Raw genomic sequence first — 25,410 nt, 5'->3', positions numbered from 1 at the left:
TTCACCTCCCTTCAAGTATTATTTACCGCCCATCAGCCGGTTTACAATTTTGGCTGTCTGTGCGCTGTCATTCTTGGTCATCTCCACCAGGATAGAGGATCGTACAGTATCACTAACTGTATTCAGTATAGTGATGACCTTGTCCGGGCTAATGCTGTACATCGAACCCAGCAGTGTAGCCGCGTCAGCAGCAGGCATTGAAGTAAAAGTCTGGCTGAGCTTTTCCTGATCAAGATTGGCTGAGGCTGCAGCCGTGGTTGTACCGGCTTCATCCTGTTTCAGTCTCGATTGAAGGGCTGCAATAGCCATATCGGTTGAATTGGTTGTTTCTTTTAGCTTTATAGATACATCCGCAGCTTTTTTCGGGTCCATCTTTTCCAGGATGGCCGTTTTGCTGGCATTGCTCATCACACTGAAAATTTGGACCATTTCATCTGTAGTCAAGTTCTCCATAATCGGTGCAGCTTTAGAGGCTTTCATTCCCGCATACAGCTTGGCCAGATCCGTGACCTGCTTGAGATATGGATCTTCATCTTCCTCAGTGGCTGCAACTGCCGCCGCTTCTTCTTTCATCCCGTCAATCTGTTTCTGAAGCGCCTCAGCTTTGTTAGCCTCGGACGTCTTATCTTCTTCTGCCTGTTTCAGCTGCGCTGCCTGCGCGTTAAGCTGAGACTTCAGCTCTTTAATTGTACTCTCCGAGCTGGCCGCCTGCTCTTTACTTTCAGCTTGCGGATCATCTGCGGTTTCTCCGGCGGTATCCGAATCCGGATCTGTGGCAGGTTCAGGCACCCATTTCTCCACAACAGGAATCTTGTTCGCAATCTCAAGGACATTATTGCGGATATCCATATTAAATAGGGTCAACAGTACTCCAAGCAGTACAAGCGTGAAGATGATTGGGATCATCAAGAATAAAAAACGCTCAAATTTACCTGCCGACCCTTCATCTTCAAGTTCCATTTGATTATTTGCCACTAGCGGAAACCTCCCGGGTTAGAGGGATTTCATCGCGAAGCGGACGGTAGCCATCTCATCCAGTTCGTTTTGTTCCCGTAAACTCATATTCTGCAGAAATGCTGTTTGTGCTTTGTCTTTGGCCTTGAGCCATACCTTCTCATCCAGAACCTTGGTACTGAGATGGTCCTGCTTGCTCTGAACCTCTATATGCGCCCGGCTGATATCGGAATGTTTGCGGGCAATGCACTTATCCAGATAATCCACATAATCCTGCATTTCGCGAAGCTTAGCCATAGGTGTCTTTTGCTCAGCAGCACTCTGTAAGGACAACATCACCGCATTGCGCTGTATAATTAATTCATCAAGGCTTTTTTCCTGTGCCTGCAGTTCTCCGAGCGCGCTTGAGAGCATCCACTCTGCCTGTGTTTTTTCGTTACCCTTCAAGTCCACCACTTTTTGAAAAGTATAATGGAATCTCATGATCAATCAACTCCTCGAGAACTGTGAAATTAAAGACTGCTGCACTTCGCTAAGAGTTACCTTCTCGTTTACTTTTTGCTTGGTGAAATCCCAGATGCTGTCGATGTAATGCATCGATTCATCGATTTGGGCGTTCGACCCTCTTTGGTAAGCTCCGATATTGATCAGATCCTCGGAATCCTTATAAACCGCCATAAGACGCTTTACATTCTCGGCTGCAGCAATCTGCTCTTCCGGTGCTATATCCTTCATAACACGGCTAATGCTGGAGAGAACATCGATTGCCGGGAAATGTCCTTTATTCGCGATATTCCGGTTCAGGACAATGTGTCCGTCCAGGATACCTCGCACAGCATCGGCGATCGGCTCATTCATATCGTCACCGTCAACCAGCACGGTATAAAATGCGGTGATTGATCCAGTAGGGCCTGTTCCAGCCCGTTCCAGCAGCTTAGGCAGACTGGCGAACACCGAAGGGGTGTACCCTCTCATTGCAGGAGGTTCTCCTACCGCCAACCCAACCTCGCGCTGGGCCATGGCATAGCGGGTAACCGAGTCCATCATCAGCATGACATTCAGTCCGCGGTCACGGAAATATTCGGCGATTGTAGTAGCGATCAAGGCACCTTTGATCCGGATCAGCGCCGGCTGATCCGAAGTAGCCACGATAACCACCGAACGCTGCAGTCCTTCCGGCCCCAGGTCGCGCTCAATGAAATCAAGTACTTCCCTGCCCCGTTCACCGATAAGGGCAATAACATTCACATCTGCCGAAGTGTTACGGGCGATCATTCCCATCAGTGTGCTCTTGCCGACACCAGAGCCCGCAAAAATGCCGACCCGCTGTCCTTTACCGATGGTGAGAAGCCCGTCAATCGCTCTGACCCCGATGCTGATAGGTTCAGCTACACGCGGACGGTTAAGCGGATTGGAAGGAATGTTGAAGGTTGAACTGTGCGGCATACGGGCAGGAATGAGTGAGCCGTCAAGCGGCTGGCCCAAACCGTCAAGCACCTTGCCCAGCAGCTCCGAGCCTACCTGTACACTCAGCGGCTTGCCTGTGCCGACAACATCACAGCCAGGCCCAATAGCCTGCAGTTCTCCAAGCGGCATCAGCAGCACCTTGTTGTCACGAAATCCGACGACCTCTGCCTGAAGCGGCTTAGTTCCTTTCGCGGGATAAATAAAACACACATCACCGATGCTGGCATCCGGTCCTTCCGACTCCACCATCAGTCCGATGACCTGGGTAACCTTGCCGTTAATCCGGACCGGGTCAAAATTACGCAGCTGTTCTTTGTACCTTCCGCTGTCAAGCATCGTCTTCCCCATTTCTGTGTTCACCTACATCCAGGGCAATTCGCAGCAGTTCCTTTTTGATCTCAGCCAGTTGGGTATCCACACGTGCGTCGATGCTGCCAAAGGAGGAGCGGATGACACAGCCCTGATCCTTAACCGTTGAATCCGGAAGAATCTGCAGTTCTGCCTGTGAGTCCACAGCAAGTGAAAGCTCTTCTCGCGCTGCATTAACAAATGCGAACTGTGCCGGAGAGACACATAAGGAAATCAATCCCTGCTCGCGCTTGCGGGCCAGATTCTTGCGGATCAGCTCCATTGCAAATTGCGGTTCCACGGTCAGCTGCTTATCCACTATTTTCTCGGCGATATCGCAGCTCAGCTCTACAAGAAAAGGTTCAGCTTCTTGAATAATTACATCTTTTGCCCGGTACGCTTCCTGAAGTACGGTTCTTGCTTCCTCCATCATCTCGGCAAGCCGCTGGGACATCTCCTGCTCCGCATGGGCGAGACCTTCCTGGTAGCCTTGCTGAAATCCTTCGGACTTGACGGCTTCCACAAGATGCTCGTCCTGCTCTCTGCGCTGCCGCCACCATTCTTCAGCTTCATTCCGTGCTGATTCCATAATATTCTCAGCTTCCTGAGAGGCACTGCGGACCTGCCCTTCAGCAAACTCCTGGGCATCTTTCAGCATTTGCTTGCGTGCCTGCTCTGCCGCTTCCCTGGCGGGATCCTGATAGTGGACTTCGCCTGGAACCTCCTCGGCAACAGGATCTTCTGTAAGCCCTGCATGATGTCTGGCCTGCTCCAGCCGCTTCAGTACATCTACCGGAACATATTGAGAATGTTTGATCAGCTTAGACAATAATGTCATCTCCTCCGCCACGGGCGATGATAATTTCACCAGACTCTTCGAGTCTGCGGATCGTGCCTACGATGCGGGTCTGTGCTTCCTCCACATCACGCAGCCGCACAGGACCCATGTATTCCATTTCTTCGCGGAAGGTTTCGGCCATACGCTTGGACATATTGCGGAAAATAACATCCCGCACTTCCTCGCTGGCCACCTTGAGCGCAAGCTGCAAATCCGCATTGTCGATATCTTTGATGATGCGTTGGATTGAACGGTTGTCCACATTGACGATATCCTCGAAGACGAACATCCGCTTCTTGATTTCTTCCGCCAACTCCGGATCCTGTATTTCCAGCGAGTCGAGAATGGTACGTTCTGTACCACGGTCAACGCCGTTCAGAATCTGTACAATCGATTCAATACCGCCCGCATTTGTGTAATCCTGGGTAACTGTAGCCGACAGCTTCTGTTCCAGAACCCGTTCTATTTGCGTAACAACCTCTGGAGAGGTGCTGTCCATAATCGCTATTCTCCGGGCAACCTCTGCCTGCTTCTCCTGAGGAAGGGAAGACAGGATAGAGGCAGCCTGTTCAAACTGCAAATAAGAGAGCACTAGTGCAATAGTCTGGACATTTTCGTTCTGGATAAAGTTAAGAATCTGGTTCGGGTCTGCTTTGCGGGCAAAATCGAACGGTCTTACCTGCAGCGTCGCCGTCAGTCGGTTAATAACTTCAAGCGCCTTGGCTGAACCCAGTGCTTTCTCGAGTATCTCCTTGGCATAGTTAATACCACCTTGAGAGATATATTCTTGAGCCAGACAGATTTGATGGAATTCTGACATGATCGACTCTTTCTCCACGCTGTCCACCTTACGGACATTCGCAATTTCCAGAGTCAGCTGCTCGATTTCCTCATCTCTCAAATGTTTAAATATTTGTGCCGATACTTCAGGCCCTAGTGTGATAAGCAGGATCGCCGCCTTTTGACGGCCGCTAAGTCCCTGCTGGCTAGCTTTTGCCATTCCTTCACCTCTGTTCTTCAGCAAGCCATGTACGCAGCAGATTTACGAATTCATCCGGCTTTTTCTTCGCAAGACTTTCCAGCTGCTTACGGACCTGACTTTCATTCGTCACGCTCTCCATATTAATAGAAGGAAACTCGGTAGGAACCTGCAGCGGAATGTCATCTTCCGCTTCTTCCTCCTGCTTATTCTTGCGGCTGCGGTAGATGAGGTAACCGCCGCCCGCACCGACCAGCAATGCGGCTCCGCCAATTGCCCAGATCATCCAGCTAGCCAGTCCGCCAGATGCTGCATCCGCCGCCGTACTGCCAAATTGTTGCGAGAACACCGAAACTTTTTTGGTTAAATCGGCGTCTGTATAAGTAATACCTGAATCTGCCAACGAAGCACGGACAATATTGACCAGAATATTCTGGATCGCCGCTGAAGTTGTATCATCCAAAGTTGTTTGCCCATTAGGTGGTTCAACTGCAACATTTATGGTTAAATCTTTAACAGTATATGGACTTGCAATAATATCTTTGGTGATTCGATTCACTTCATAGTTCCTGGTCTCCGATGATTCCTCAGAAGAAGTAGTACCCGTGTCAGTCCCCGAAGGATATCCAGAGACATCTTCCGATCCTGTACCAGCAACCCCACCGGATGTATTCCCTTGACCCGAATAAGTATTGCTGATAATTTGCGAACTGATCTCAATCCCTTTCATATTCTCCGCATCTACCGGCAGTACGATTTCTTCCTGACGGTTCTCCTTATCGAAGTTGAGCTTGGAGAACACCAGAACATCCACTTTATCGGGCCCTGTGAGCGTACTCAGGAATTGCTTGACATCTTTCTTGACATCATCTTCGAATTTCTTCTGCAATGCGAAGTTCTCTTCGACTTGGCTTGACACGCCAGCTTGCCCGCCTTTAGCTGTCGGCATCAATTCGACCTCATTATTAGTGATCGTAATGTTATCAACCGGCAAATTCGGCACGGCGGTCTTTACGAGATTGAAGTACCCGTCGATATTATCCTGTGTAGGTCTAAATCCTGGATTAAAGCTAAGCACCACAGAAGCCAACGCTTTCTCCTGGTCCTCCTGTGAGGCAAACACAGTTTCCTTCGGCAGGGTAATCAGAACCTTGACATCTTTAATCCCCTGCATTCTTCTCATCAGTTGCTCAACTTCGCCGTTCAGCGCATTGTTGTACTTCACGTTGAATTCACTGTCTGTAGTCCCAATCATCGAAGAAGATTGATCAAATACTTTGTACCCGATGGAACCTTCCTTTACGATCCCCTGCGAACCAATAGCTATCTTGATGCGCGCGGCATCAGTACTGGGTACTGAGATACTCTTTCCATCCGGACTTAAGCGGTAAGAAATTCCTGAAGTATCCAAATAACTCATAACTCCCGCTGAATCGGTACTATCCAGATCCTGAAAAGCAACTTCGTATTCTGTCTTTGATAATTGCATGGTCAAAACTACGATTATTATTATGATGATAAACAGAGTGGAGAAAAATAATATTTTCTGTTTACCGCTGAATCTGTTCCAATACAGGGTAATCTTCTCCCGGTACTGGGCCAATCTTTCATTCACAGTGTCACCCCATCCGAAACGTAGCTAGGATTATTTAGATTTGAGTTCTCATAATTTCCTGATAGGCTTCAATTACTTTGTTCCGGACTTGTGTAGTCAACTGCAAACTCAGCAATGCCTGTTGGGACGAAATCATTGCTTCATCAATGTTGACTTCTCCCAAAACAAATTTGTTACTCATATCTTTAGCCTGTTTCTCCTGGTCCGCCACCTGATTAAGAGCATTCTCCAGGTATGAACCAAAGCTTTGTCCCGTTTCGGAGACGGCTGATGCTTCTGAAGCTACGGGTTTCATAGCCAGCGGCTGTACAGCCTGAGTTCCAATCAATAAGTTCTGTATCAATTATTCTCCTCCTAAACAATCAATTCAATTAACGGCCGATTTCAAGCGCCTTACCCACCATCGCTTTGGACGCATTAAGCATCGTTACATTTGCTTCATAAGAACGTGAGGCAGACAGCATGTCCACCATTTCCTTCGTAAGGTCCACATTCGGCATGTACACATATCCGTCAATATCAGCATCCGGATGACTTGGATTGTATACGGGCTTCAGCGGTGAAGTATCCTCAATAATCGACTTCACTTTAACACCTTCGCTGCCGCCGCTCATTTTTGAATCGAGTATATTAGAGAAGCTGTCAGCCTGGGATGTTTCCAGTACTACAAGCTTACGGCGGTAAGGTACGGCTTTGCCGTCAACCACGGAGGCCCTGGTTGTCTCTGCGTTAGCGATATTGGAGGAAATTACATCCATCCGCAGGCGCTGGGCAGTCAATGCCGAGGCGCTTATTCCAAAGCTGCTACCAAAGTTCATTATTGATTACCCTCCCTGCACAACTGTACGCATCATAGTGATCTGACTGTTCAACTGTTCAATGTAAGAGTTATACCTTAGCTGGTTCTCAGCGCTCAGCGCCTGTTCGCGGTCCATATCCACATTATTGCCGTTGTTGTTCATAGAAGTAGTCTCATCTGTACTGACAACAGCAGCCGGCACAGCGGTTACTGTTCCAAATTGGAAATGGCGGGAGTTAGATACTTTCGCACTCAGCGTAGGTTTTACACCGCTCTCCTGTTGTCTCAGGAAACTTTCAAAGCTGACATCAGAGCGTTTAAAATTCGGCGTATCAGCATTTGCTACGTTATTCGCCAGAACACTTTGTCGTTTAGTGGCGGCATCTAGGCCTCCCTGTAATCTTTGAAAACTGACACTGTTCAGCAAACCCATGGTAATCCCCCTTCCAAACCTATCATAATGAAAAGAATTCCACAACTTCCCCCGAATTCCTGCTTGCTTTCGACAAAAAAAACTAAATTTTTCATTATTTTGTCGAGAACAGGTCGAACAATGTCGATGGATGATTCTTATGTCAATCTCACATACATTGATTCTCTTAGAATTTGTATATTATTACAATAAGAAATAAGCCCTATCTTTTCTGAAAAGAGAGGGCTTAAAGCATGTTTTTACAATATTCTACCTTTTTTATTCCAAATAATTCTTTTATTTTCTATTATTTAACTCTTTATGCACGTTTTTCGAATTGAATTTGGATAGCAATAATTCTTAATACCTAATTTAACGGGATATCACGCTGTCGCTTTAAAGAATATATTGACTTAAATCGCGGTCCTGTGCGATTCCTGCCAGTTTTTCGCGAACATACTCCGGAGTAATGACCATTGTCTCCAGTGTTAGTTCCGGCGCTTCGAAGGACAAGTCCTCCAGCAGCTTCTCCAGAATCGTATGCAGGCGCCGGGCACCGATATTCTCCATATTCTGATTCACGGAAGCGGCGATTTTGGCAATTTCCTGAATCGCTTCCTTCTGGAACTGAATTTCGATGTTCTCGGTCTGCAGCAGATGAACATATTGCTTCGTCAGTGCGTTCTCCGGTTCGGTCAGAATAGAGACAAAATCCTCAAGAGTAAGACTGCTCAGCTCCACACGGATCGGGAAACGTCCCTGAAGCTCAGGAATTAGGTCAGAAGGCTTGGCAATATGAAAAGCTCCGGCGGCGATGAATAATACGTAATCCGTCTTCACAGGCCCGTATTTAGTCATCACAGTGGAACCTTCAACGATAGGCAAAATATCGCGCTGCACCCCTTCACGGGATACATCCGGACCGGAGCCTTTACCCTGGCTGGCCACCTTATCAATCTCATCGATAAAAATAATACCGGACTGCTCTGCGCGGGCTACCGACTCCTGAATCATATCATCCGTATCAATCAGCTTGGCAGCCTCGTCCTGAATCAGCACCTTACGGGCTTCACGGATCGGCAGCTTGCGCTTCTTCGTACGCTTGGGCAGCAGGCTGCCGAACATTTCCTGCATGTTCATGCCCATCTGGTCATTGCCTTGGCCGGCAAACATATCCATCATTGAAGGAGTGGTGTCTTCTACATCGATTTCAATGATATCGTCCTCGAGCTGACCCGCCAGCAGCTTAAACTTAATGCCTCTGCGGCGCTCGCTCAGACTACCGTCCTCCGGCTCTTCTTTGGCTTCCTCTGCACCGCCGTTATTACCGCCAAAAATCATCTCGAACGGATTGCGCTGCGATTTGCCCTTCGAGGTCGAAGGAACCAGTATGGCTACAATGCGGTCGTTCGCCAGTTCTTCAGCACGGTCCTTCACCTTTTCGGTACGTTCGAGCTTCACCATACGGATTGAAGTCTCTACCAGGTCGCGGACCATCGATTCCACATCACGGCCTACGTAGCCGACTTCGGTAAATTTCGTGGCTTCCACTTTGATGAACGGTGCATTGACCAGCTTGGCCAGACGCCGTGCGATCTCCGTTTTACCGACACCTGTAGGACCAATCATGAGAATATTCTTAGGAACAACCTCATCCCGGAGCTCTTCGGATAAAAGGCTGCGCCGATACCGGTTGCGGAGAGCAACGGCCACCGATTTCTTAGCCTGCTTCTGACCTACGATATATTTATCCAGCTCTGCTACGATCTGGCGGGGTGTAAGCGATTGATTCACCATTGTGACTTCCTCCCTTTTTCTATGGCACCATGCCTATAATTGTTCGACAATAATATTGGAGTTGGTATACACACAGATCTCGGAAGCGATCTGCAGAGCTTCCCTGGCAATATCGGCTGCGCCAAGATGCGATGCATGACGTTTGAGCGCGCGACCGGAAGCCAGCGCAAAGTTGCCGCCGGAGCCAATTGCCAGCACGTCATCATCGGGTTCAATAATCTCGCCGTTTCCGGAAATAAGCAGCATGCCTTCCTTGTCCATCACGATCATGAGCGCTTCAAGCTTACGCAGGATACGATCCTGGCGCCAGTCCTTGGCCAGTTCTACTGCAGCCCGCTGCAGGTTGCCGTGATGCTCCTCCAGCTTACCCTCAAACTTCTCAAACAAAGTAATCGCATCCGCTACGGAGCCCGCAAAACCGGCAATTACTTGTCCTCTGTACAGGCGGCGGACCTTTTTTGCCGTCGTCTTCATAATGACGCTCTCTCCGAATGTAACCTGACCATCGCCGGCAATCGCAGCATGACCGTCATGTCTTACCGCACAAATCGTAGTCGCATGAAAGCTGGGTAACATAATGGGCACCCTCCTAAAGTTTTGTGAGCATAGCTTCCTTGAATCACTTAGAACAAACCTGATCCGGAAGCATACACTTAGTGTTGTGGCATAAGCATCCCGGACCAGCTTCAGACAATCCGTCCAGGAGCTTACGATTAAGTTTTATTGTGCTGGACTTTCCGCTTCGGTAAGCTCAGGTTCTACAACCTCCGGCTCAGTATAGGCCAGGCCTTTGTCGGCAGCATAGGCAGCAAGACTGTCCAGCGCACGGTAAGCCAGGCGTTCGTTTTTCTCTTTTTTACTGCGGAATCTCGTTTCAAGCTTTGGCAGCAAACCAAAGTTGGCGTTCATTGGCTGGAAATGCTCGGGATCTGCGGAAGTAATGTAGGCTGGCATGCTGCCCAGCACGGTATCCTGCGGGAAGATCAGACCGTCCTCACCGAGCGCCGCTCTGGCAGCATTCATACCGGCGATCATGCCTGAAGCCGCAGACTCCACATAACCTTCAACCCCTGTCATCTGGCCGGCAAAGAACAGTCTTTCCCGTCCCTTCATTTGATAGGTGGGATGCAGCAGCTTGGGAGAATTGATAAATGTATTGCGGTGCATGACACCATACCGGACATACTCTGCGTTCTCAAGACCGGGGATAAGTGAAAACACGCGTTTTTGTTCGCCCCACTTCAAATGGGTCTGGAAGCCAACCAGGTTATAAAGCGTTCCGGCTGCATTATCCTGACGAAGTTGCACAACTGCATAAGGAAGCTTGCCTGTATGAGGATTCATCAAACCTACGGGCTTCATCGGCCCGAAGAGTGCTGTCTGCTTGCCGCGCTTCATCATAATCTCGATCGGCATACAGCCTTCAAAGTAAATCTCTTTCTCAAAATCTTTGAGTGCGGCAGTCTCAGCCGAGATCAGTGCATCATAAAAAACATCGAATTCCTCTTCCGTCATCGGGCAATTCAGGTAAGCAGCTTCACCTTTGTCATATCGGGAGGCCAAATACACCTTGCTCATATCAATGGTGTCCTTCTCGACAATCGGGGCAGCCGCATCATAGAAGTAGAAATACTCCTCGCCAAGCAGCCCTTTAATCTCTGCGGAGAGTGACGGAGAGGTCAGCGGGCCTGTCGCAATGACAACAATCCCTTCCTCCGGTATATGCGTAAGTTCTTCGTTTATGACTTCCACCAGAGGGTGATTATGCAGCATCGACGTAATCTCACCGGAGAAACCATCGCGGTCTACGGCAAGTGCGCCTCCGGCCGGAACCGCATGCCGGTCGGCTGCACCTAGTACCAGAGAGTCAAGACGGCGCATTTCCTCCTTGAGCACACCTACCGCATTACCAAGGCCGTTGGCCCGAAGAGAGTTACTGCAGACCAGTTCGGCGAACTGGTCCGTATGATGCGCCGGTGTCTTCACAACCGGACGCATCTCATATAATCTGACCGGAACCCCTAGCGAGGCAATCTGCCAGGCGGCTTCACTGCCGGCAAGTCCGGCTCCAATCACAGTTACTTTAGCTATATCAGTCAATTTCCTTTCCTCCTGTAACACATTTATTCTGCCAGTTCTTCGTTGTCCAGCACTTCCTCGGTATGATCACAAGAGGTGCATTGCAGCTTAGTTCCCTGTTTGTTGCGCTTCTCTACCATCCAGGAGCCGCAGACAGGACATGGTTTAACCGACGGTCTATCCCAGGATACAAAGTCACAGCCCGGATACTGATCGCAGCCGTAGAAGACACGGCCTTTCTTGCTGCGGCGCTCCACAACCTTACCCTCATGACATTTCGGACAGCTGACTCCGATATCCTTGATGATCGGCTTCGTATTACGGCAGTCCGGGAATCCGGAGCAGGCCAGGAATTTACCGAAACGGCCCAGCTTGTAGACCATCGGCTTCCCGCATTTCTCGCATAGCTCGTCGGAAACTTCATCTTCAATCTCAATTTCCTTCATTTCTTCTTCGGCGTAGAGGAGACGTTTCTCAAAAGATTCGTAGAACTGGGCCAGCACTTTCACCCAGTCCTCAGCACCTTCCTCCACATGGTCAAGATCCCCTTCCATATGGGCTGTGAATTCCACATCCAGAATTTCCGGGAAGAACTCTTCCATTTGCTCTATGATTAGCTCACCGAGTTCGGTTGGCATAAACTTCTTCTCTTCAATCGCTACATATCCACGCTTCTGGATCGTCTCCAGTGTTGGCGCATACGTACTCGGACGGCCGATCCCCAGTTCCTCCAGCGTTTTGACCAGACGCGCTTCCGTATATCTTGGAGGCGGCTGAGTGAAATGCTGCTTCGGCTCAATATCATGTTTGGTTAAATCATCGCCGGCCTTAAGCGGCGGAAGATACTTCTCCTCATCCGTTGTGCCGTCATCATTGCCTTCCACGTACACCTTCATGAAGCCCGGGAAAGAAACCTTGGACCCGACGGCTCTGAAAATCGCAGTGCCTGCTGTAATATCCACAGACAGTGTATCAAGCAGGGCGGAAGACATCTGACTGGAAACAAAACGCTCCCAAACCAGCTTATACAGGCGGAATTGGTCACGGCTCAGGAATCCTTTGACCATGTCAGGCTCTCGGAGCGCAGAGGTAGGACGGATCGCTTCATGCGCATCCTGGGCTCCCGCAGCTTTCTTGGAGTACTGGCGCGGTGTCTCGGGAACGAACTTCTCACCGTATTTGGAGAGGATCAGCTCCTTAGCTTCTTCCTGGGCCGTAGGAGACAGACGGGTGGAATCCGTACGCATATAGGTAATTAAACCGACAGTGCCTTCCTTGCCCAGCTCAACCCCCTCATAGAGCTGCTGAGCAACAGACATGGTCTTGGATGCGCGGAAGCCCAGCTTACGGGCAGCTTCCTGCTGCAGTGAGCTTGTCGTAAACGGAGCGGAAGGATGCCGTTGTCTTTCCTTCTCTTTTACCTCTTTAACCTGGAAGGCGGAATTTTGAATAGCATCCAATACTTCCTGTACATCGCTCTCCTGGCCCAGCTCTTTTTTATCGCCATTCAGCTTGTGGAACTTGGCTTCGAACAGGGAATCGCGGATGCCCAGCTTCGCAGTAATACTCCAGTATTCCGTGGGAACAAAAGCAGAAATTTCGTTCTCGCGGTCCATTATAATCTTCACAGCTACCGATTGTACCCGTCCTGCGGACAGGCCTTTTTTGACTTTCTTCCATAATAGGGGGCTAATCTTGTATCCGACGAGCCGGTCCAGAATACGGCGGGCCTGTTGGGCATTCACAAGATCCATGTTAATTTTGCGCGGAGTCTTGAATGCATCCTTCACAGCCTGCTTCGTAATCTCATTAAAGACAACCCGGCATTCCTGTGTGTTGTCCAAATCCAGCGCATGCGCCAAATGCCAGGCAATAGCTTCACCTTCGCGGTCCGGGTCAGCTGCGAGATAGACTTTTTTCACTTTTTTGCTGGCATCCTTGAGTTCCTTCAAGATAGAGCCCTTGCCGCGGATTGTTATATATTTGGGGTTGAAATCATTCTCCACTTCCACACCAATCTGACTTTTCGGCAAATCTCTGATATGTCCCATTGATGCCTTTACAATATATTTACTGCCCAGATATTTACCAATCGTTTTTGCTTTTGCCGGTGACTCTACAATAACCAACGCATCTGCCATAGGTTTTCCTCCCAAAAGTTGTAAGCATACATCCTCCTGAACCTGCCCTCAGGCCCGGCCGGAAATCAAGAGTCTATGCTTAACACGGTTACTTCTATATTAAATTACCTTATAAATTGCACCCGGCAATTGTGTTACCGCTTTTTTTATGATTAAAGATAACAGAACTGAATGCAAATGTCCAAAATCCCACCTCGTGGACGCCAGTAGCTCATCGAGTGTAAAGGGGCCTTGATGCAGTATATGGTAAAGGTGTAGCTCCTCACTTGTCAATTTCTTTTCGATTAACCCGTCTCCGGCGAAAGGCCCGGAACCGCTTGCCGAAGACTCTGAAGTACCCTTTCCAGGCAGATAAGCTATGTATTCTTCTACGATATCCGCTGAGCTTGTCACCACCTTCGCACCTTGTTTAATCAGCTCTAATGCGCCTCTGCTCTTGGGCGAGGTTAGCGGACCCGGAACAGCAAACACATCTCTTCCAGCTTCTAGCGCAGCGTCGGCCGTAATCAGGGAACCGCTGCGGCTGTCTGCTTCGACCACCACCGTGCCGAGCGACAGTCCTGCGATAATCCGGTTGCGCTGCGGAAATAACCCGGGATGGCTCGGGGTGCCCAGCGGATATTCGCTTAGCACAAGACCGACACGTGAAATCTGCCGCTCCAGCTCACGGTTCTCAGGCGGATAGACCTTGTCCAGCCCTGTTGCAACCACCGCAATGGTACTTCCGGTTCCCGTTAATGCAGCTTCGTGGCAGACACTGTCAATCCCTCTCGCCAGGCCGCTTATAACCGTGAGACCGGCCGCACTAAGCTGTTCAGCCAGCATTTCACCAATCTTGCGTCCATAGGCAGTCGGCACACGGGTACCAACCATGGCTACAGAAGGACGGGAAGCCAGCTCCAGACGTCCGCGATAATACAAAACCCAAGGCGGCTGGGGTGTTTCCTTTAACTGGACAGGATACCCTTCATCCAGCAAAGTCACCATTGAAACACCGCTTGCTTCCATTAAAGAGCGGCGCTGCAGAATCCATTCTTCATTGAAGAGAGCGTTAAGCCTCGCCGACATTTTGCCTCTGATTCCAGCCCGCTCCCAATCTGTAACGGAACAGGACAACGCTTCATTCGTCAAAAGGCCCGCCTGACGTATTCTGTCCATACTTTTCCAGCCAATGCCTTCTACTTCATTTAAACCGAACAGCAGATCCCGCGTTTCCATATGCACTCTCTCCTATACGGAAGGGCCAGCCTTCCTTATTGATTACATAACCTGCTAAAAAAGACAAAAAAAGCAACCTTTCGCCCCGGCACTCCGGAACAAAAGGTTGCTTACCTTTAAGATGATTATACATGAATCAACGGTAAAAGCAGTGATCTTTGTGTGATTCTACAAGCTGAGCTCTAGTGGGTGGTAAAAGCATTCAGAATGCCGCGTTCCTCAAGCACACTGACGAGCGTAGATCCCATCTCCGCAGGCGTTGGCGCGACTTTGATCCCGCAGGACTCCAGCACAGCGATCTTCTCGCTGGCCGTTCCTTTGCCGCCTGAAATAATCGCTCCGGCATGGCCCATCCGTTTGCCAGGAGGTGCAGTAACGCCCCCGATAAAGCCGACTACAGGCTTTGTCATATTCTCTTTAATCCACAGAGCCGCCTCTTCCTCTGCCGTTCCGCCGATCTCTCCGATCATGATGACAGCTTTGGTGCCCGGGTCATCGTTAAACAGCTTCAGAATATCTATGAACTCCGATCCCTTGACAGGATCTCCGCCGATACCTACAGCCGAAGACTGGCCGATACCACGCTCTGTCAGCTGATGAACAGCTTCATAGGTTAATGTTCCGCTCCGCGAGACAACACCTACATAACCCGGCATATGAATATAACCCGGCATAATCCCGATTTTACATTCTCCTGGCGTGATAACCCCCGGACAGTTAGGACCGATCAATACAGTAGAACGGCCTTCCATATATCTTGATACTTTAACCATATCCAGCACGGGAATGCCTTCTGTGATACAAATGACGAGTTCCATTTCAGCATCCACAGCTTCCATTATGGAATCAGCCGCGAAGGCAGGCGGTACATAGATCACACTGGCGGTTGCACCTGTAGCTGCTTTTGCGGCAACGACCGTATCAAATACCGGGAGACTGGCTTCCGTGCCATTTTCAAGCGTGATCTGAACAAAGGTTCCTCCCTTGCCCGGGGTTACCCCGCCTACCATCTGGGTGCCGTAATCCAGTGCCCCTTTAGTATGAAATAAGCCCGTAGCGCCCGTAATTCCCTGTGTGATGACTTTCGTATGTTTATCTACAAGAATGCTCATGCGTCAGGTCACATCCTCACTTTTATTGTCGAATATTACACCAGAGCAACAATTTTACGGGCACCGTCAGCCATGGAATCGGCAGCAACTATATTCAGTCCCGAACCGGCGAGAATTTCTTTGCCCAGTGCTACATTCGTGCCTTCAAGTCGTACAACCAGCGGCTTCGTTAACCCGAGCTGTCTCGCTGCCTCAACTACACCGGTAGCAATGACATCACAGCGCATGATTCCGCCGAAAATATTAACAAAAATCCCGCTGACCTTATCATCCGAGAGGATGATCTTGAAAGCTTCAGTTACCTTCTCCGTGGTTGCGCCGCCCCCTACATCCAGGAAGTTGGCCGGCTCTCCGCCGTAATATTTAATAATATCCATGGTAGCCATCGCGAGGCCCGCGCCATTCACCATACAGCCGATGTTGCCGTCAAGCGCGATATAGCTAAGATCGTATTTGGAAGCTTCAATCTCTTTGGCATCCTCTTCGTCCAGGTCACGGAGCTCCAGAATATCCTTATGCCGGAACAGCGCGTTAGAATCGAAATTCAGCTTGGCATCGAGCGCCATCACATTTCCGTCAGCCGTTACAACCAGCGGATTAATCTCCGCGATAGAGCAATCTTTATCCACAAAAGCCAGATATAGCGCTTGCATGAACTTGACCGCTTTATTTACCAGCTCTGAAGGTATGGCTATGCTGTAAGCCAGTTTACGCGCCTGGAAGGTCTGTAGTCCTACTGCCGGATCAATGATTTCCTTGAAAATCTTCTCCGGATGTGTGGCCGCCACCTCTTCGATCTCTGTACCGCCTTCCTCGGAAGCCATCATGACTACCCGGCCGGAACCACGGTCTACAACCAGTCCGATATAATACTCTTTAACAATCTGGCAGCCCTCTTCAATCAGCAGCCGCTTCACTACCTTGCCTTCGGGTCCCGTCTGGTGGGTGACCAGCGTCTTGCCGAGGATTTCAGCCGCATAGGCACGAACCTCATCACTGTTCTTCGCCACCTTGACGCCGCCGGCTTTACCGCGTCCGCCTGCATGAATCTGAGCTTTGACTACAACTACCGGTGTACTCAGCGCTGCGGCAGCTTCCACTGCTTCCTCCACTGTATAAGCTACTTTTCCGTTCGGTACGGCTACGCCGTACTTCTTAAGTACTTCTTTTCCCTGATACTCGTGGATATTCATACCGGAAGCCTCCTAAAGTTTTGCGGTGGCCGTGTAGCAGGCAGCCTGCAGCCATTCCGCATTCCGTTTTGATTGTCCAAAGCCGGGTCCAGACCGGTGAAAACTGGCAATATCCCGGCACATGCAGAAAACCGCCGCCTGAATATTAGATCCGCAAACGGTACAGTTTTCTGCTAGTGGCATATAGAACATATTACAGAGTGATATCTATAATTACCTATATGCCAGAATGTGAAACCCAGAATATTGTAACATGTTTTATAAGCGCTTTCCTTAAAAACTTTCACTATTTATACATACATTTTCGCTCGATTTCATGCCGGAATGCGAACGATTGCATTGACTTTGTGTTAATAGACTATTTCGAGTTACTAATATTGCTTTCATGAACACGGGCGAGCAGGTCTTTGAACTGGCCAAGCAGTCCAATAAACTCCTCGGGGGAGAGCATGGTGCCTTCGGCCATTTTACCGGGAATGCACATCGCATCCTGCTGCAGAGCCAAACCTTGTGCGGTTAATGAAATTAACACCTTCCGCTCGTCCTGTAAAGAACGTTCCCGCAGAATCAGGCCTGCAGCCTGCAGTCTCTTAAGCAGCGGAGTCAACGTACCGGAGTCCAGGAACAGAGCTTCACCAAGCTCCTTGACCGTACATTGCCGTCTCTCCCAGAGGACAAGCATAACCAGGTACTGCGAATACGTTAATCCGATCTTGTCCAGGTGAGGCTGGTACAGCTTCGTAAATTCACGCGAACAGGCATAAATCGTAAAGCAGAGCTGATTCTCAAGCATTAGCTCCGGTGGGGTCATAGTTTCTTCTTGCATATCTTCTTCACCTGCCTTTGTGACATTAGTTTATCACAATTCATTCATAATATCATGTTAATAGCGGAAAATAGATTGACTTTTATTTTAATTGTGTTAAATTAAGTTGTGTACAATACAATTTGAAAACGAACGGGAGCGATTTATAATGATGACTATTCAACAGAAAATGTATGAAACAACAGTAAAAGCGGTTGGAGGAAGACAAGGATATATCGAATCTGAAAGTCCTAAGCTGAACCTTACGATCAGCACACCAAGAGAAATGGGCGGAGCCGGCGGTGAAGGCACTAACCCTGAACAGCTCTTTGCAGCAGGCTATTCCGCATGCTTCGACAGCGCACTGAATATGGTGGCCCGTATGGGTAAAATCAAGATTGAGGGCAGTGAAGTAACAGCAACTGTAAGCTTCGGCAAAGTTGAAGACGGCGGCTTCGGCATTGCCGTGAAGATGGATGTTCTGGTCAAAGGCGTAGATCACGAAACTGCAGTCCAGCTGGTTGAAGCGGCTCACGGCGCATGCCCTTATTCCCGCGCAACCCGCGGCAATATTGAAGTTGAACTGAATGTTCTGTAAGAAGAAATAGCGATATTTTCTTAGTATTAACACCCTGTCCGGCGGCACCGGACAGGGTGTTTGCCGTTAACCGGCAAACATTATGCTATTGGTGCGTGTTACACTTAACTATCAAAAGAGTTGCTGACGCGCGTTCCCCGGCGGACCAGTTCCCGATCATTTCAGGCTCATGAACAAGATAACACTTCTCAGTCCGCTTCATTCTTCTCACTGCTCACTCAGTATTCCTCCTCTGCCGTCACCTGGCGGTCCAGATTACGGTACTGGACAGCTTCGGCAAGATGCGCAGATCCAATCTCCTCTGCCCCTTCCAGATCAGCGATGGTGCGGGCCAGCTTAATGATCCGGTCATGCGCCCGCATGCTGAGGCCAAGACTCTCCAGAATATGGTTCAGCAGCATACTCTCTTCATGCCTTAGAACTGCGTAACGGCGTAACGCCGCTCCGGAAAGCTCACTGTTCCAGGAGATCGGCAGGTGCTGGTAACGCTTAGCTTGAATAGCCTGAGCCCGCAGAACATCCTCACGCATTCGAGCTGTAGACAACGCCGGCATATTCCGGTCCCATTCTTTCGGGCGGGGGACATCGACCTGCATGTCCATCCGGTCCAGCAGCGGTCCTGAGATTTTGGCGCGGTACTGGGCGATTCGTGCCGGACTGCAGGTACACCGCTGCTGTGAGCTGCCGTTCCCGAGAAACCCGCACATGCAGGGATTCATGGAGCAGGAGAGCAGAAACTGGGCGGGAAATGTGAACGACGCCCTGGCCCTGCTGATGGTCACTACCCCGTCCTCCAGCGGCTGGCGGAGCACCTCAAGTACCGTACGGGAGAATTCAGGCAGCTCGTCCAGAAACAGAATTCCGCGGTGCGCCAGGCTGACTTCTCCCGGCTTCGGTATTCCCCCTCCTCCAATCAGTCCGGCAGCCGAAATCGTGTGATGCGGGGAACGAAACGGGCGGAGTCGCATCAGACCCTCATTGCCGTCCCTCAGCTTACCCGCGGCACTGAATATCTTCATTACCTCCAGCGATTCATCATCGCTCAGGTCAGGAAGAATACCGGGAAGGCGTTTAATCAGCATCGTTTTGCCTGTCCCCGGAGGGCCGATCAAGATGATGTTATGCATTCCGGCAGCAGCAATAGTAAGCGCACGCTTCACGTGATTCTGTCCAATGACATCGCTGTAATCCTCCTTCATCAGATGATCCTCACGGCTCGGCGCAAGAATCTTTCTCCCTTCCGGCTGATATCTCAGATGGTCCAGCGTCATCACCTGAACTGGCGGACGGTTCCTCGGGGATGACTCATTGCTAACCGATACCGGAAAAGGCAACTCTGTCTGCGGCATGGGTAGTTCCTGAACTTCCGAATCCGGAACTTCTGCAGGTAATGGCGGTTCCAGTCCTGGACCTGACTCTTCCATAACCCTAGAAGTAGGCACTCCGGCAGCTGACGGTTTTAATTCGCGCAAATGTCCGGCCGTATATACACGGATTCCCGTAATCAACGCCGCTTCGGCCGCATTTCCCGGTGGTACGAGGACTGCCTGAAGCCCTGCCCGGCGCGCTGCCTCTACCATTGATAACACCCCATTCACCGGACGCAGACTGCCGTCCAGCGCCAGTTCTCCGATGAGCAGCATTTTCCCGGCATCCGGCATAATAAGCTGGCCGCTTGTTGTCAGAATCCCCAGGGCGATGGCCAGATCGAACGCCGATCCCTCCTTGCGCAGATCTGCAGGTGCCAGATTGATCGTAACGCGCTGCTGAGGATAGCTGTAGCCGCAGTTTTTAACCGCAGCCCGGACTCTCTCTACCGCTTCCCTCACAGCAGAATCCGGCAATCCGATGATTATCGTCTGCGGAAGCCCGTTCGCCAGATCAATTTCCACGCCGATCATTACGCCTTCAATCCCGTACAAACATGCACTATGCATTTTTCCGTACACAAAAAAACACCTCTCCTCCTGAAATACGCCCGGAACGGGCGTTTATTTCCAAGAAAAAGGGTGCTTCCTCTTTTTTCCGTTAGCTTTATTATGTTGAGTATACCTAAAGCCCCTGCTGTCATGCAAGGACTATTACGCACAAGCCGCTGCACAAATCCCAACTTACATCCAAATTGCATAATTGTGCATATATGACTAGAGAATCAATTTGTTAGCCTTCCTCACTGGCCACAACGGCATCCCTGATCTGTTCAAAGGACAACGGCGCGTAATTCCAGTGCTCTACACAAATGTTAAAATGGCTGTTGCCTTCATATTTCTGTCCATGAATATGGCCATGCACATTTACGTAAGGCATATGCTTGTTCATATACATAGGTTCATGGGAGAGCATAAAAAACTCTTTATAAATGATCGGGTATTCACTGACCTCGTCAAACCCCGCTTCCAGCCACCAATTCCGCCCGCGTCCGCGGTCATGATTCCCGAGAATCAGGATTTTGTAGCCGTTCAGCGCGGAAATGATATTCCGGGTGGCCTCTTGATTCAAGAATGAGAAATCCCCCAGATGAAAAATCTTATCCCCTTTGCCGACCACAGCGTTCCAGCTGGCGATCATCGACTGATCCATCTCCCCAGCACTGCCAAAGGGACGGGATTCGAAATCTATGATCAGCTTATGGCCAAAATGATGATCCGAGGTAAAAAAGACATTAGTCAAAATAGCTCCCCCATTTCAAGTACTTCAGGAATGGTTCATTTATTCCAGTTTCTTTTGGACGAACGCCGATTGACGTCAACCTGAATCAATTCGGCCAAAGGAGGGGTTTCCTCATGCTCAATCAGCCATTGACGCATTTGCTTAATGGCCTCTACTTGACCGTTCCCCTTATCTTTCCAGGTAAGCAGCTCGATGACATTGATGACCAGTGACAACAAGCTGCTGTTGCTGCTTTCCGTTTTTTCCGCACGCATTTTATGGAATAAAGCCTCATGCTCCCAGTCAATTAATATCTCTTCCGCTATTGCAGGCCGCATAACGGTAAATGTCTTATTACAGTTGCTGCAGCAGACAACGGATAGTGGCTCTCCGCCCAATTCCGCTACGACTCTGTGCTCGCAATGCTGGCAAGTAAAACTTACCTGTATATCAATCGGTTGATTTCTCACTCGGACAGCCCTCCTCATGGTGACATTAAAAGTTACACTAATGTTTACCCATTTCTTTCGAGAAATGACCCATGGAGTCCATGATATGTCAAGGATAAATAAGCAAAATCGTTGAATACAGGCAAAAAAAGAGCTAAAATGCCTCACGGATATGCCGTAGTGAAGCAATACTTAAATCTCTATTTAGCTGTACGGCGATTACATCAAAGGAAATCACCGCATCATGCAGACCCTGCATATGTAAATACACCTGGGCTGTACTTCTCACCTGGCGGATTTTGCGTTCATCCACTGACTCCTCCGGGGTTCCCTGCACACCAGCCCCGCTCCGGCTGCGCACTTCAATGAAGACAATCCCCTCTTCGTATTCAGCAATAATATCAAGCTCTCCGCTGCGGCAGCGCCAGTTGCACTCCCTGATTATGTATCCCCGGGAGGACAGATACAGACTTGCCGCCTGCTCGGCAGCGGCCCCTTTTTGCCTGCGGGTATAATTCGCCCTGTCCACCCCGTGGCTCACTTCGGTCTCCGTTCCCCGGCAGAACGGTCACTCTGATATACATAACTCAGAATCTCCGCGACCAGCTGGTATAGCTGAGGCGGAATCTGCTGATCGAGATCCAGCTTAGAGAGGACCTCCACCAGCGCGGCATCCTCCTGTACAGCAACCCCGTTTTCTTTAGCTTTTTGCAGAATGATATCGGCTACCGAGCCTTGTCCTTTAGCAACAACAACCGGGGCTTCGCTTTGGCCAGGGATATATTTAAGGGCAACCGCCTTTTTGAGGTTCTGTGAAACCTCATGTTCCGACTCACTCATATGCGGTAATCGACTCCTTTGTAGGAATCCGGAACATAATCGGACTGTTTGGCGGGAGCTGCAGCCGTACTCAGCTCGGGCAACGGCTCCGTGCGCAGGCTGGACAGCTGATATCCTATAGATTCAACCGCTGTTTTAATGTCCTCACGGCGTCCTTCCAGCAGTTCCAGCACCCAGGGTTCATTATTATGCAGCTTAAGGCTGACAATCCGGTCAACGACCTGTACGTCCACCATAGTCTGGCCAAGCTGCTTCATATCCAGGTCAAACCACAGGCGGCAGTTCGCCGCATCCAGCTCGCCTTTGCGGCCGCGACGGGACTGGATATGGACGGAAGCCGTCTCCTGGCCGTCCGGCCCCCGCAGCGGCAGGAACATCGTCACCTGCGCGAACGGCGCGGTGCGGTCTGTATTCAGCAGCAGCTGCTGTCCAGTTAGCTGCTGCACCAGCTGGCCCGCGGCTTCCTTGACCGCGGGCGGGGCCTCGCTGCTGCCGAGAACCTGCAGCAGCACGCCCTTGAGCGTATCGGCGGCATCCTCCGCGCCGCCGGACGCCCCCTGCAGCGCCGCAGCCGGCAGCGCTGCTTCACGCCCGTGCGCGGCTGCGGCAACGCCTCCGCGCACGGCCTGCTGCTCGTGCTCCGCACCGAGCAGCTTCAGCACCCGCCCCACCCACGACTCCGTGTCGGGGGCGGGCGTCATGCTCTGCTGCGGCTGCGCAGCCGCAGCAGAGGCGTCCCCGCGCGGCGCAGCGGGGACTTGCCCTTGCCCCGCCGGTGCTGGCGGGGCGGCATTGCCCTGCGGCGGCTGCGCGGCCGTAGGGGCAGGGCCTTCGCCCGCCGCTCCGGAGGCGGGCGGGGCTGAGGCGAGCTGCGGCAGCGTGCCGCGCAGCTCAGTGAGCACGCCCTGCAGCTTCGCGAGCAGGGCGGTCCCCGATACAGTGCTCTGCGGCTGCGGACCACTGCTTACCTGCGCAGCGGCACCCGCGCCTTCCCGCACGCCTGCGGCTTCGTTCCGGCCAGCCGCAGCAGCTCCCGAGCCTTCCCGCACGCCTGCGGCTTCGTTCCGGCCAGCCGCAGCAGCTCCCGAGCCTTCCCGCGCTCCTGTGGCCTCGTTCCGGCCAGCCGTAGCCGCTCCCGCACCTACCGGGTCAGTGCTGCCGCTTCCACTGGCCACCCTCGCTCCCGCAGGCGCAGCTCCAGCAGGCTCTGCACCTCCTGCAGACACAGCCTTATTGGCGGACGCCACCTCGGAAATCGGCAGTTTCTGCGCCGAGCCTCCAGGCAGCTCCCCCTCTGCTGCAGCATCTGCATTCAAAGCTGCAGCCGTCTGTACTGGATTGCCTGTTGCTTGCGTATTGCCAGCACTGCCGCTACCATTATTACTCCCAGTGTTGCTTACCATTCCTGATCCAGACTGGGTTTCTAGAGAACCGGCAGTTCCCGAAGGAACATTATTACCTGTAGCGCCAGCTCTCACTGCCGGAAGGTCAGCATCTGCATGGGTTCCCGGCAGCACACCAGCCGTTACCGTACCGGTCGCAGAAGCTTGGGTGCCTCCTGTGAGCACACCTGCCGCAGGTTTATCCCCCCCTGCCGCTTCTGCTCCCTTACCAGCATCACCCTGCTGCGCCCATACGTTCAGCTCAGATTCCAGCGTTGCCAGCAGCTGATGCAGCTTCGGCCCGAATACTGCCTGCTGCAGCCCCTTCACCGTCTCAGCTGTAACCGGCAATCCGCGCTTCACGGAGATGACGGCCGCTTCCAGCCATTCCGAGGCTGGTACACCAGGCGGCTTGGCATTCATGACCGCATCCAGCTTCGCCGCCGTCTCTTTGGTCAATCCCAATCCGCCGGACTGCATCGCCTGAATAATCTCCCGCCCTGCCTTCGAATTCGTAAGGCCAAGCGATTCAATAGCTTCCCCCATACTCTGCGGTGAAGCCAGGGCCGCTTCACCAAGAGAGACCGGCTTCAGCACCGGTAAGCCATTCTCACCGGGTGTACCCACTTGCAGGTTCATTGTCTGTCCAGGCGTAAGCGGTGTTTCCAGTTCAGCACGGACAGGAGTCCCCTGAATCTGGACCACGGCTTCCTTGCCTGAATCAGACACGCTGAGTACAACGCCGCGAACAACCTGACCTTCCTTAAGCTCTACAGATTTAGGCTCTCCCGCCTTGCTGTCCCCGAGCAAGCCGCGAATGAGTGATCCGATATTCATGTTGTCCGCCTCCTGTCTCTTCTATTTAATATCGGAATTATCTGTCCTTTTGATAACTGCTTATATCCTTAGAACAATGTCTGCTGTTCAGCAAGAATATTACCGATGAAGCTGCGCCGGTGCATAGGCGTTACACCCAGCGTCTTAATCTGTTCACGGTGCAGCTTGGTTGCATATCCTTTATGTAATTTAATCCCGTAATCCGGGTATAATTCCTCCCACAAGCCTTCACAGAGCCGGTCGCGTGTAACCTTAGCTACAATCGAGGCGGCAGCAATCGACTGGCTGCTCGCATCCCCCTTGATGATCGAACGCTGCGGCAAAGGCAAGTCCACTTTCTCTGCATCAATCAGCATATAATCGGGCTGCTGGATTAATCCTTCAACTGCCTTGCGCATAGCCAGACGCGAAGCCTGCTTAATATTTATTTCATCGATCACCGTTGATTCTACATGCCCTACACTTACCGCCAGTGCCTGATCCATAATAATCTCATACAAGGCGTCACGCTTCTTGGCCGACAGCTTCTTGGAATCATCCACACCTTCAATAATCAGCCCGGCCGGCAATATTACTGCAGCAGCCACCACATCCCCGAACAAGCAGCCTCGGCCCACTTCATCCACACCTGCAATGTGCTGATAAGACAGCTCCCAGCCTTCTTTTTCATACAACAGCATATCTATTGTGCTCACTTCTACCCACCTGCCAATCAGCAATTTATCCGGTTCCTCTACTAGCCAGCTTAACATACGTGGCCATTACGGTCATCCGTCATTATAATGATTTTTTGACTTGAAGCTTAGCCTTCCCTGCGGTGAACATTTCGATTTCCAGCCGCTGCCCGCCACCAGTTTTCTTGATCTATTCCGCTGTTCGCAGTTGAATTCGGTAAACT

Annotated in this window: 25 protein-coding genes; 1 reads left to right on the top strand and 24 read right to left on the bottom strand. The window is 50.9% G+C overall.

Annotated elements, in window-relative coordinates:
• Window positions 1-18: 18 nt before the first annotated feature.
• The 17 genes from MKZ24_RS18575 to MKZ24_RS18495 all read right to left on the bottom strand — a co-directional run bounded on the left by MKZ24_RS18575 (window position 19) and on the right by MKZ24_RS18495 (window position 17,778).
• Complete coding sequence (locus tag MKZ24_RS18575; protein ID WP_340785353.1) at window positions 19-975, bottom strand: MotE family protein; 957 nt, start codon at window positions 973-975, stop codon at window positions 19-21.
• 18 nt (window positions 976-993) lie between these two features.
• Entirely contained in the window at window positions 994-1,437 is a 444-nt protein-coding gene (gene fliJ, locus MKZ24_RS18570; protein WP_340785350.1) for a flagellar export protein FliJ, read from the bottom strand.
• Window positions 1,438-1,443: 6 nt separating this feature from the next.
• A complete protein-coding gene (gene fliI / locus MKZ24_RS18565) occupies window positions 1,444-2,757 on the bottom strand; it encodes a flagellar protein export ATPase FliI (RefSeq protein WP_042242743.1) in 1,314 nt (437 codons plus the stop codon).
• Complete coding sequence (locus MKZ24_RS18560) at window positions 2,750-3,598, bottom strand: FliH/SctL family protein (protein WP_042237151.1); 849 nt, start codon at window positions 3,596-3,598, stop codon at window positions 2,750-2,752. The genes fliI and MKZ24_RS18560 overlap by 8 nt, the downstream gene beginning before the upstream one ends.
• The gene (fliG, locus tag MKZ24_RS18555) at window positions 3,591-4,607 is read right to left on the bottom strand and encodes a flagellar motor switch protein FliG (protein WP_042138160.1); all 1,017 of its coding nucleotides are present in this window, start codon (window positions 4,605-4,607) and stop codon (window positions 3,591-3,593) included. The genes MKZ24_RS18560 and fliG overlap by 8 nt, the downstream gene beginning before the upstream one ends.
• Before the next feature lie 4 nt (window positions 4,608-4,611).
• Window positions 4,612-6,201 carry a flagellar basal-body MS-ring/collar protein FliF gene (fliF, locus tag MKZ24_RS18550; protein ID WP_042237153.1) on the bottom strand — a complete coding sequence of 530 codons (1,590 nt, stop codon included), beginning with the start codon at window positions 6,199-6,201 and terminating at the stop codon, window positions 4,612-4,614.
• A 34-nt stretch (window positions 6,202-6,235) separates the two neighbouring features.
• Window positions 6,236-6,544 carry a flagellar hook-basal body complex protein FliE gene (gene fliE, locus MKZ24_RS18545; RefSeq protein ID WP_042237156.1) on the bottom strand — a complete coding sequence of 103 codons (309 nt, stop codon included), beginning with the start codon at window positions 6,542-6,544 and terminating at the stop codon, window positions 6,236-6,238.
• 28 nt (window positions 6,545-6,572) lie between these two features.
• The gene (gene flgC / locus MKZ24_RS18540; RefSeq protein ID WP_042237159.1) at window positions 6,573-7,019 is read right to left on the bottom strand and encodes a flagellar basal body rod protein FlgC; all 447 of its coding nucleotides are present in this window, start codon (window positions 7,017-7,019) and stop codon (window positions 6,573-6,575) included.
• A gap of 6 nt (window positions 7,020-7,025) precedes the next feature.
• The gene (flgB, locus tag MKZ24_RS18535) at window positions 7,026-7,433 is read right to left on the bottom strand and encodes a flagellar basal body rod protein FlgB (protein WP_042237161.1); all 408 of its coding nucleotides are present in this window, start codon (window positions 7,431-7,433) and stop codon (window positions 7,026-7,028) included.
• 375 nt (window positions 7,434-7,808) lie between these two features.
• A complete protein-coding gene (gene hslU, locus MKZ24_RS18530; RefSeq protein WP_039295151.1) occupies window positions 7,809-9,209 on the bottom strand; it encodes an ATP-dependent protease ATPase subunit HslU in 1,401 nt (466 codons plus the stop codon).
• Window positions 9,210-9,242: 33 nt separating this feature from the next.
• Complete coding sequence (gene hslV / locus MKZ24_RS18525; RefSeq protein ID WP_039295147.1) at window positions 9,243-9,785, bottom strand: ATP-dependent protease subunit HslV; 543 nt, start codon at window positions 9,783-9,785, stop codon at window positions 9,243-9,245.
• Between the two features lie 144 nt (window positions 9,786-9,929).
• A complete protein-coding gene (gene trmFO, locus MKZ24_RS18520; protein WP_340785331.1) occupies window positions 9,930-11,309 on the bottom strand; it encodes an FADH(2)-oxidizing methylenetetrahydrofolate--tRNA-(uracil(54)-C(5))-methyltransferase TrmFO in 1,380 nt (459 codons plus the stop codon).
• A gap of 23 nt (window positions 11,310-11,332) precedes the next feature.
• The gene (topA, locus tag MKZ24_RS18515; RefSeq protein ID WP_042237164.1) at window positions 11,333-13,429 is read right to left on the bottom strand and encodes a type I DNA topoisomerase; all 2,097 of its coding nucleotides are present in this window, start codon (window positions 13,427-13,429) and stop codon (window positions 11,333-11,335) included.
• 99 nt (window positions 13,430-13,528) lie between these two features.
• Entirely contained in the window at window positions 13,529-14,647 is a 1,119-nt protein-coding gene (dprA, locus tag MKZ24_RS18510; RefSeq protein ID WP_197072943.1) for a DNA-processing protein DprA, read from the bottom strand.
• 182 nt (window positions 14,648-14,829) lie between these two features.
• Window positions 14,830-15,759 (bottom strand): succinate--CoA ligase subunit alpha, encoded by a 930-nt coding sequence (sucD, locus tag MKZ24_RS18505; RefSeq protein ID WP_039295139.1) that lies wholly within the window; start codon window positions 15,757-15,759, stop codon window positions 14,830-14,832.
• Between the two features lie 35 nt (window positions 15,760-15,794).
• The gene (sucC, locus tag MKZ24_RS18500) at window positions 15,795-16,952 is read right to left on the bottom strand and encodes an ADP-forming succinate--CoA ligase subunit beta (RefSeq protein WP_039295138.1); all 1,158 of its coding nucleotides are present in this window, start codon (window positions 16,950-16,952) and stop codon (window positions 15,795-15,797) included.
• 358 nt (window positions 16,953-17,310) lie between these two features.
• A complete protein-coding gene (locus tag MKZ24_RS18495; RefSeq protein ID WP_042214920.1) occupies window positions 17,311-17,778 on the bottom strand; it encodes a MarR family winged helix-turn-helix transcriptional regulator in 468 nt (155 codons plus the stop codon).
• Between the two features lie 148 nt (window positions 17,779-17,926).
• On the opposite strand from MKZ24_RS18495, the gene MKZ24_RS18490 reads away from it, so the two are divergent.
• On the top strand, window positions 17,927-18,355 hold the full coding sequence (locus tag MKZ24_RS18490) for an organic hydroperoxide resistance protein (RefSeq protein WP_042214922.1): 429 nt from the start codon (window positions 17,927-17,929) through the stop codon (window positions 18,353-18,355).
• Window positions 18,356-18,573: 218 nt separating this feature from the next.
• On the opposite strand, the gene MKZ24_RS18485 is transcribed toward MKZ24_RS18490, so the two are convergent.
• The 7 genes from MKZ24_RS18485 to MKZ24_RS18455 all read right to left on the bottom strand — a co-directional run bounded on the left by MKZ24_RS18485 (window position 18,574) and on the right by MKZ24_RS18455 (window position 25,192).
• Window positions 18,574-20,304: a YifB family Mg chelatase-like AAA ATPase gene (locus tag MKZ24_RS18485; protein ID WP_340785317.1), complete on the bottom strand. Its 1,731-nt coding sequence runs from the start codon at window positions 20,302-20,304 to the stop codon at window positions 18,574-18,576.
• Window positions 20,305-20,515: 211 nt separating this feature from the next.
• Window positions 20,516-21,025, bottom strand: coding sequence for a phosphoesterase (locus tag MKZ24_RS18480; RefSeq protein WP_340785314.1), 510 nt, complete (start codon window positions 21,023-21,025; stop codon window positions 20,516-20,518).
• 35 nt (window positions 21,026-21,060) lie between these two features.
• Entirely contained in the window at window positions 21,061-21,474 is a 414-nt protein-coding gene (locus MKZ24_RS18475; RefSeq protein WP_340785311.1) for a hypothetical protein, read from the bottom strand.
• A gap of 133 nt (window positions 21,475-21,607) precedes the next feature.
• Window positions 21,608-21,994: a YraN family protein gene (locus MKZ24_RS18470; RefSeq protein ID WP_340785309.1), complete on the bottom strand. Its 387-nt coding sequence runs from the start codon at window positions 21,992-21,994 to the stop codon at window positions 21,608-21,610.
• Window positions 21,991-22,293 (bottom strand): EscU/YscU/HrcU family type III secretion system export apparatus switch protein, encoded by a 303-nt coding sequence (locus tag MKZ24_RS18465; RefSeq protein WP_340785305.1) that lies wholly within the window; start codon window positions 22,291-22,293, stop codon window positions 21,991-21,993. Before MKZ24_RS18465 ends, MKZ24_RS18470 begins: the two co-directional genes overlap by 4 nt.
• Entirely contained in the window at window positions 22,290-24,512 is a 2,223-nt protein-coding gene (locus MKZ24_RS18460; protein WP_340785303.1) for a DNA ligase, read from the bottom strand. The genes MKZ24_RS18465 and MKZ24_RS18460 overlap by 4 nt, the downstream gene beginning before the upstream one ends.
• Window positions 24,513-24,580: 68 nt before the next feature.
• Window positions 24,581-25,192 carry a ribonuclease HII gene (locus MKZ24_RS18455; protein WP_042242746.1) on the bottom strand — a complete coding sequence of 204 codons (612 nt, stop codon included), beginning with the start codon at window positions 25,190-25,192 and terminating at the stop codon, window positions 24,581-24,583.
• Window positions 25,193-25,410: the final 218 nt, after the last annotated feature.

Origin of the sequence: Paenibacillus sp. FSL R7-0297 (genome assembly GCF_038009025.1) — a bacterium.
GTDB lineage: Bacteria > Bacillota > Bacilli > Paenibacillales > Paenibacillaceae > Paenibacillus_AQ.
The sequence above is the reverse complement of the archived record's forward strand: the minus strand, read 5'-3'. Positions and strand labels throughout refer to the sequence as shown.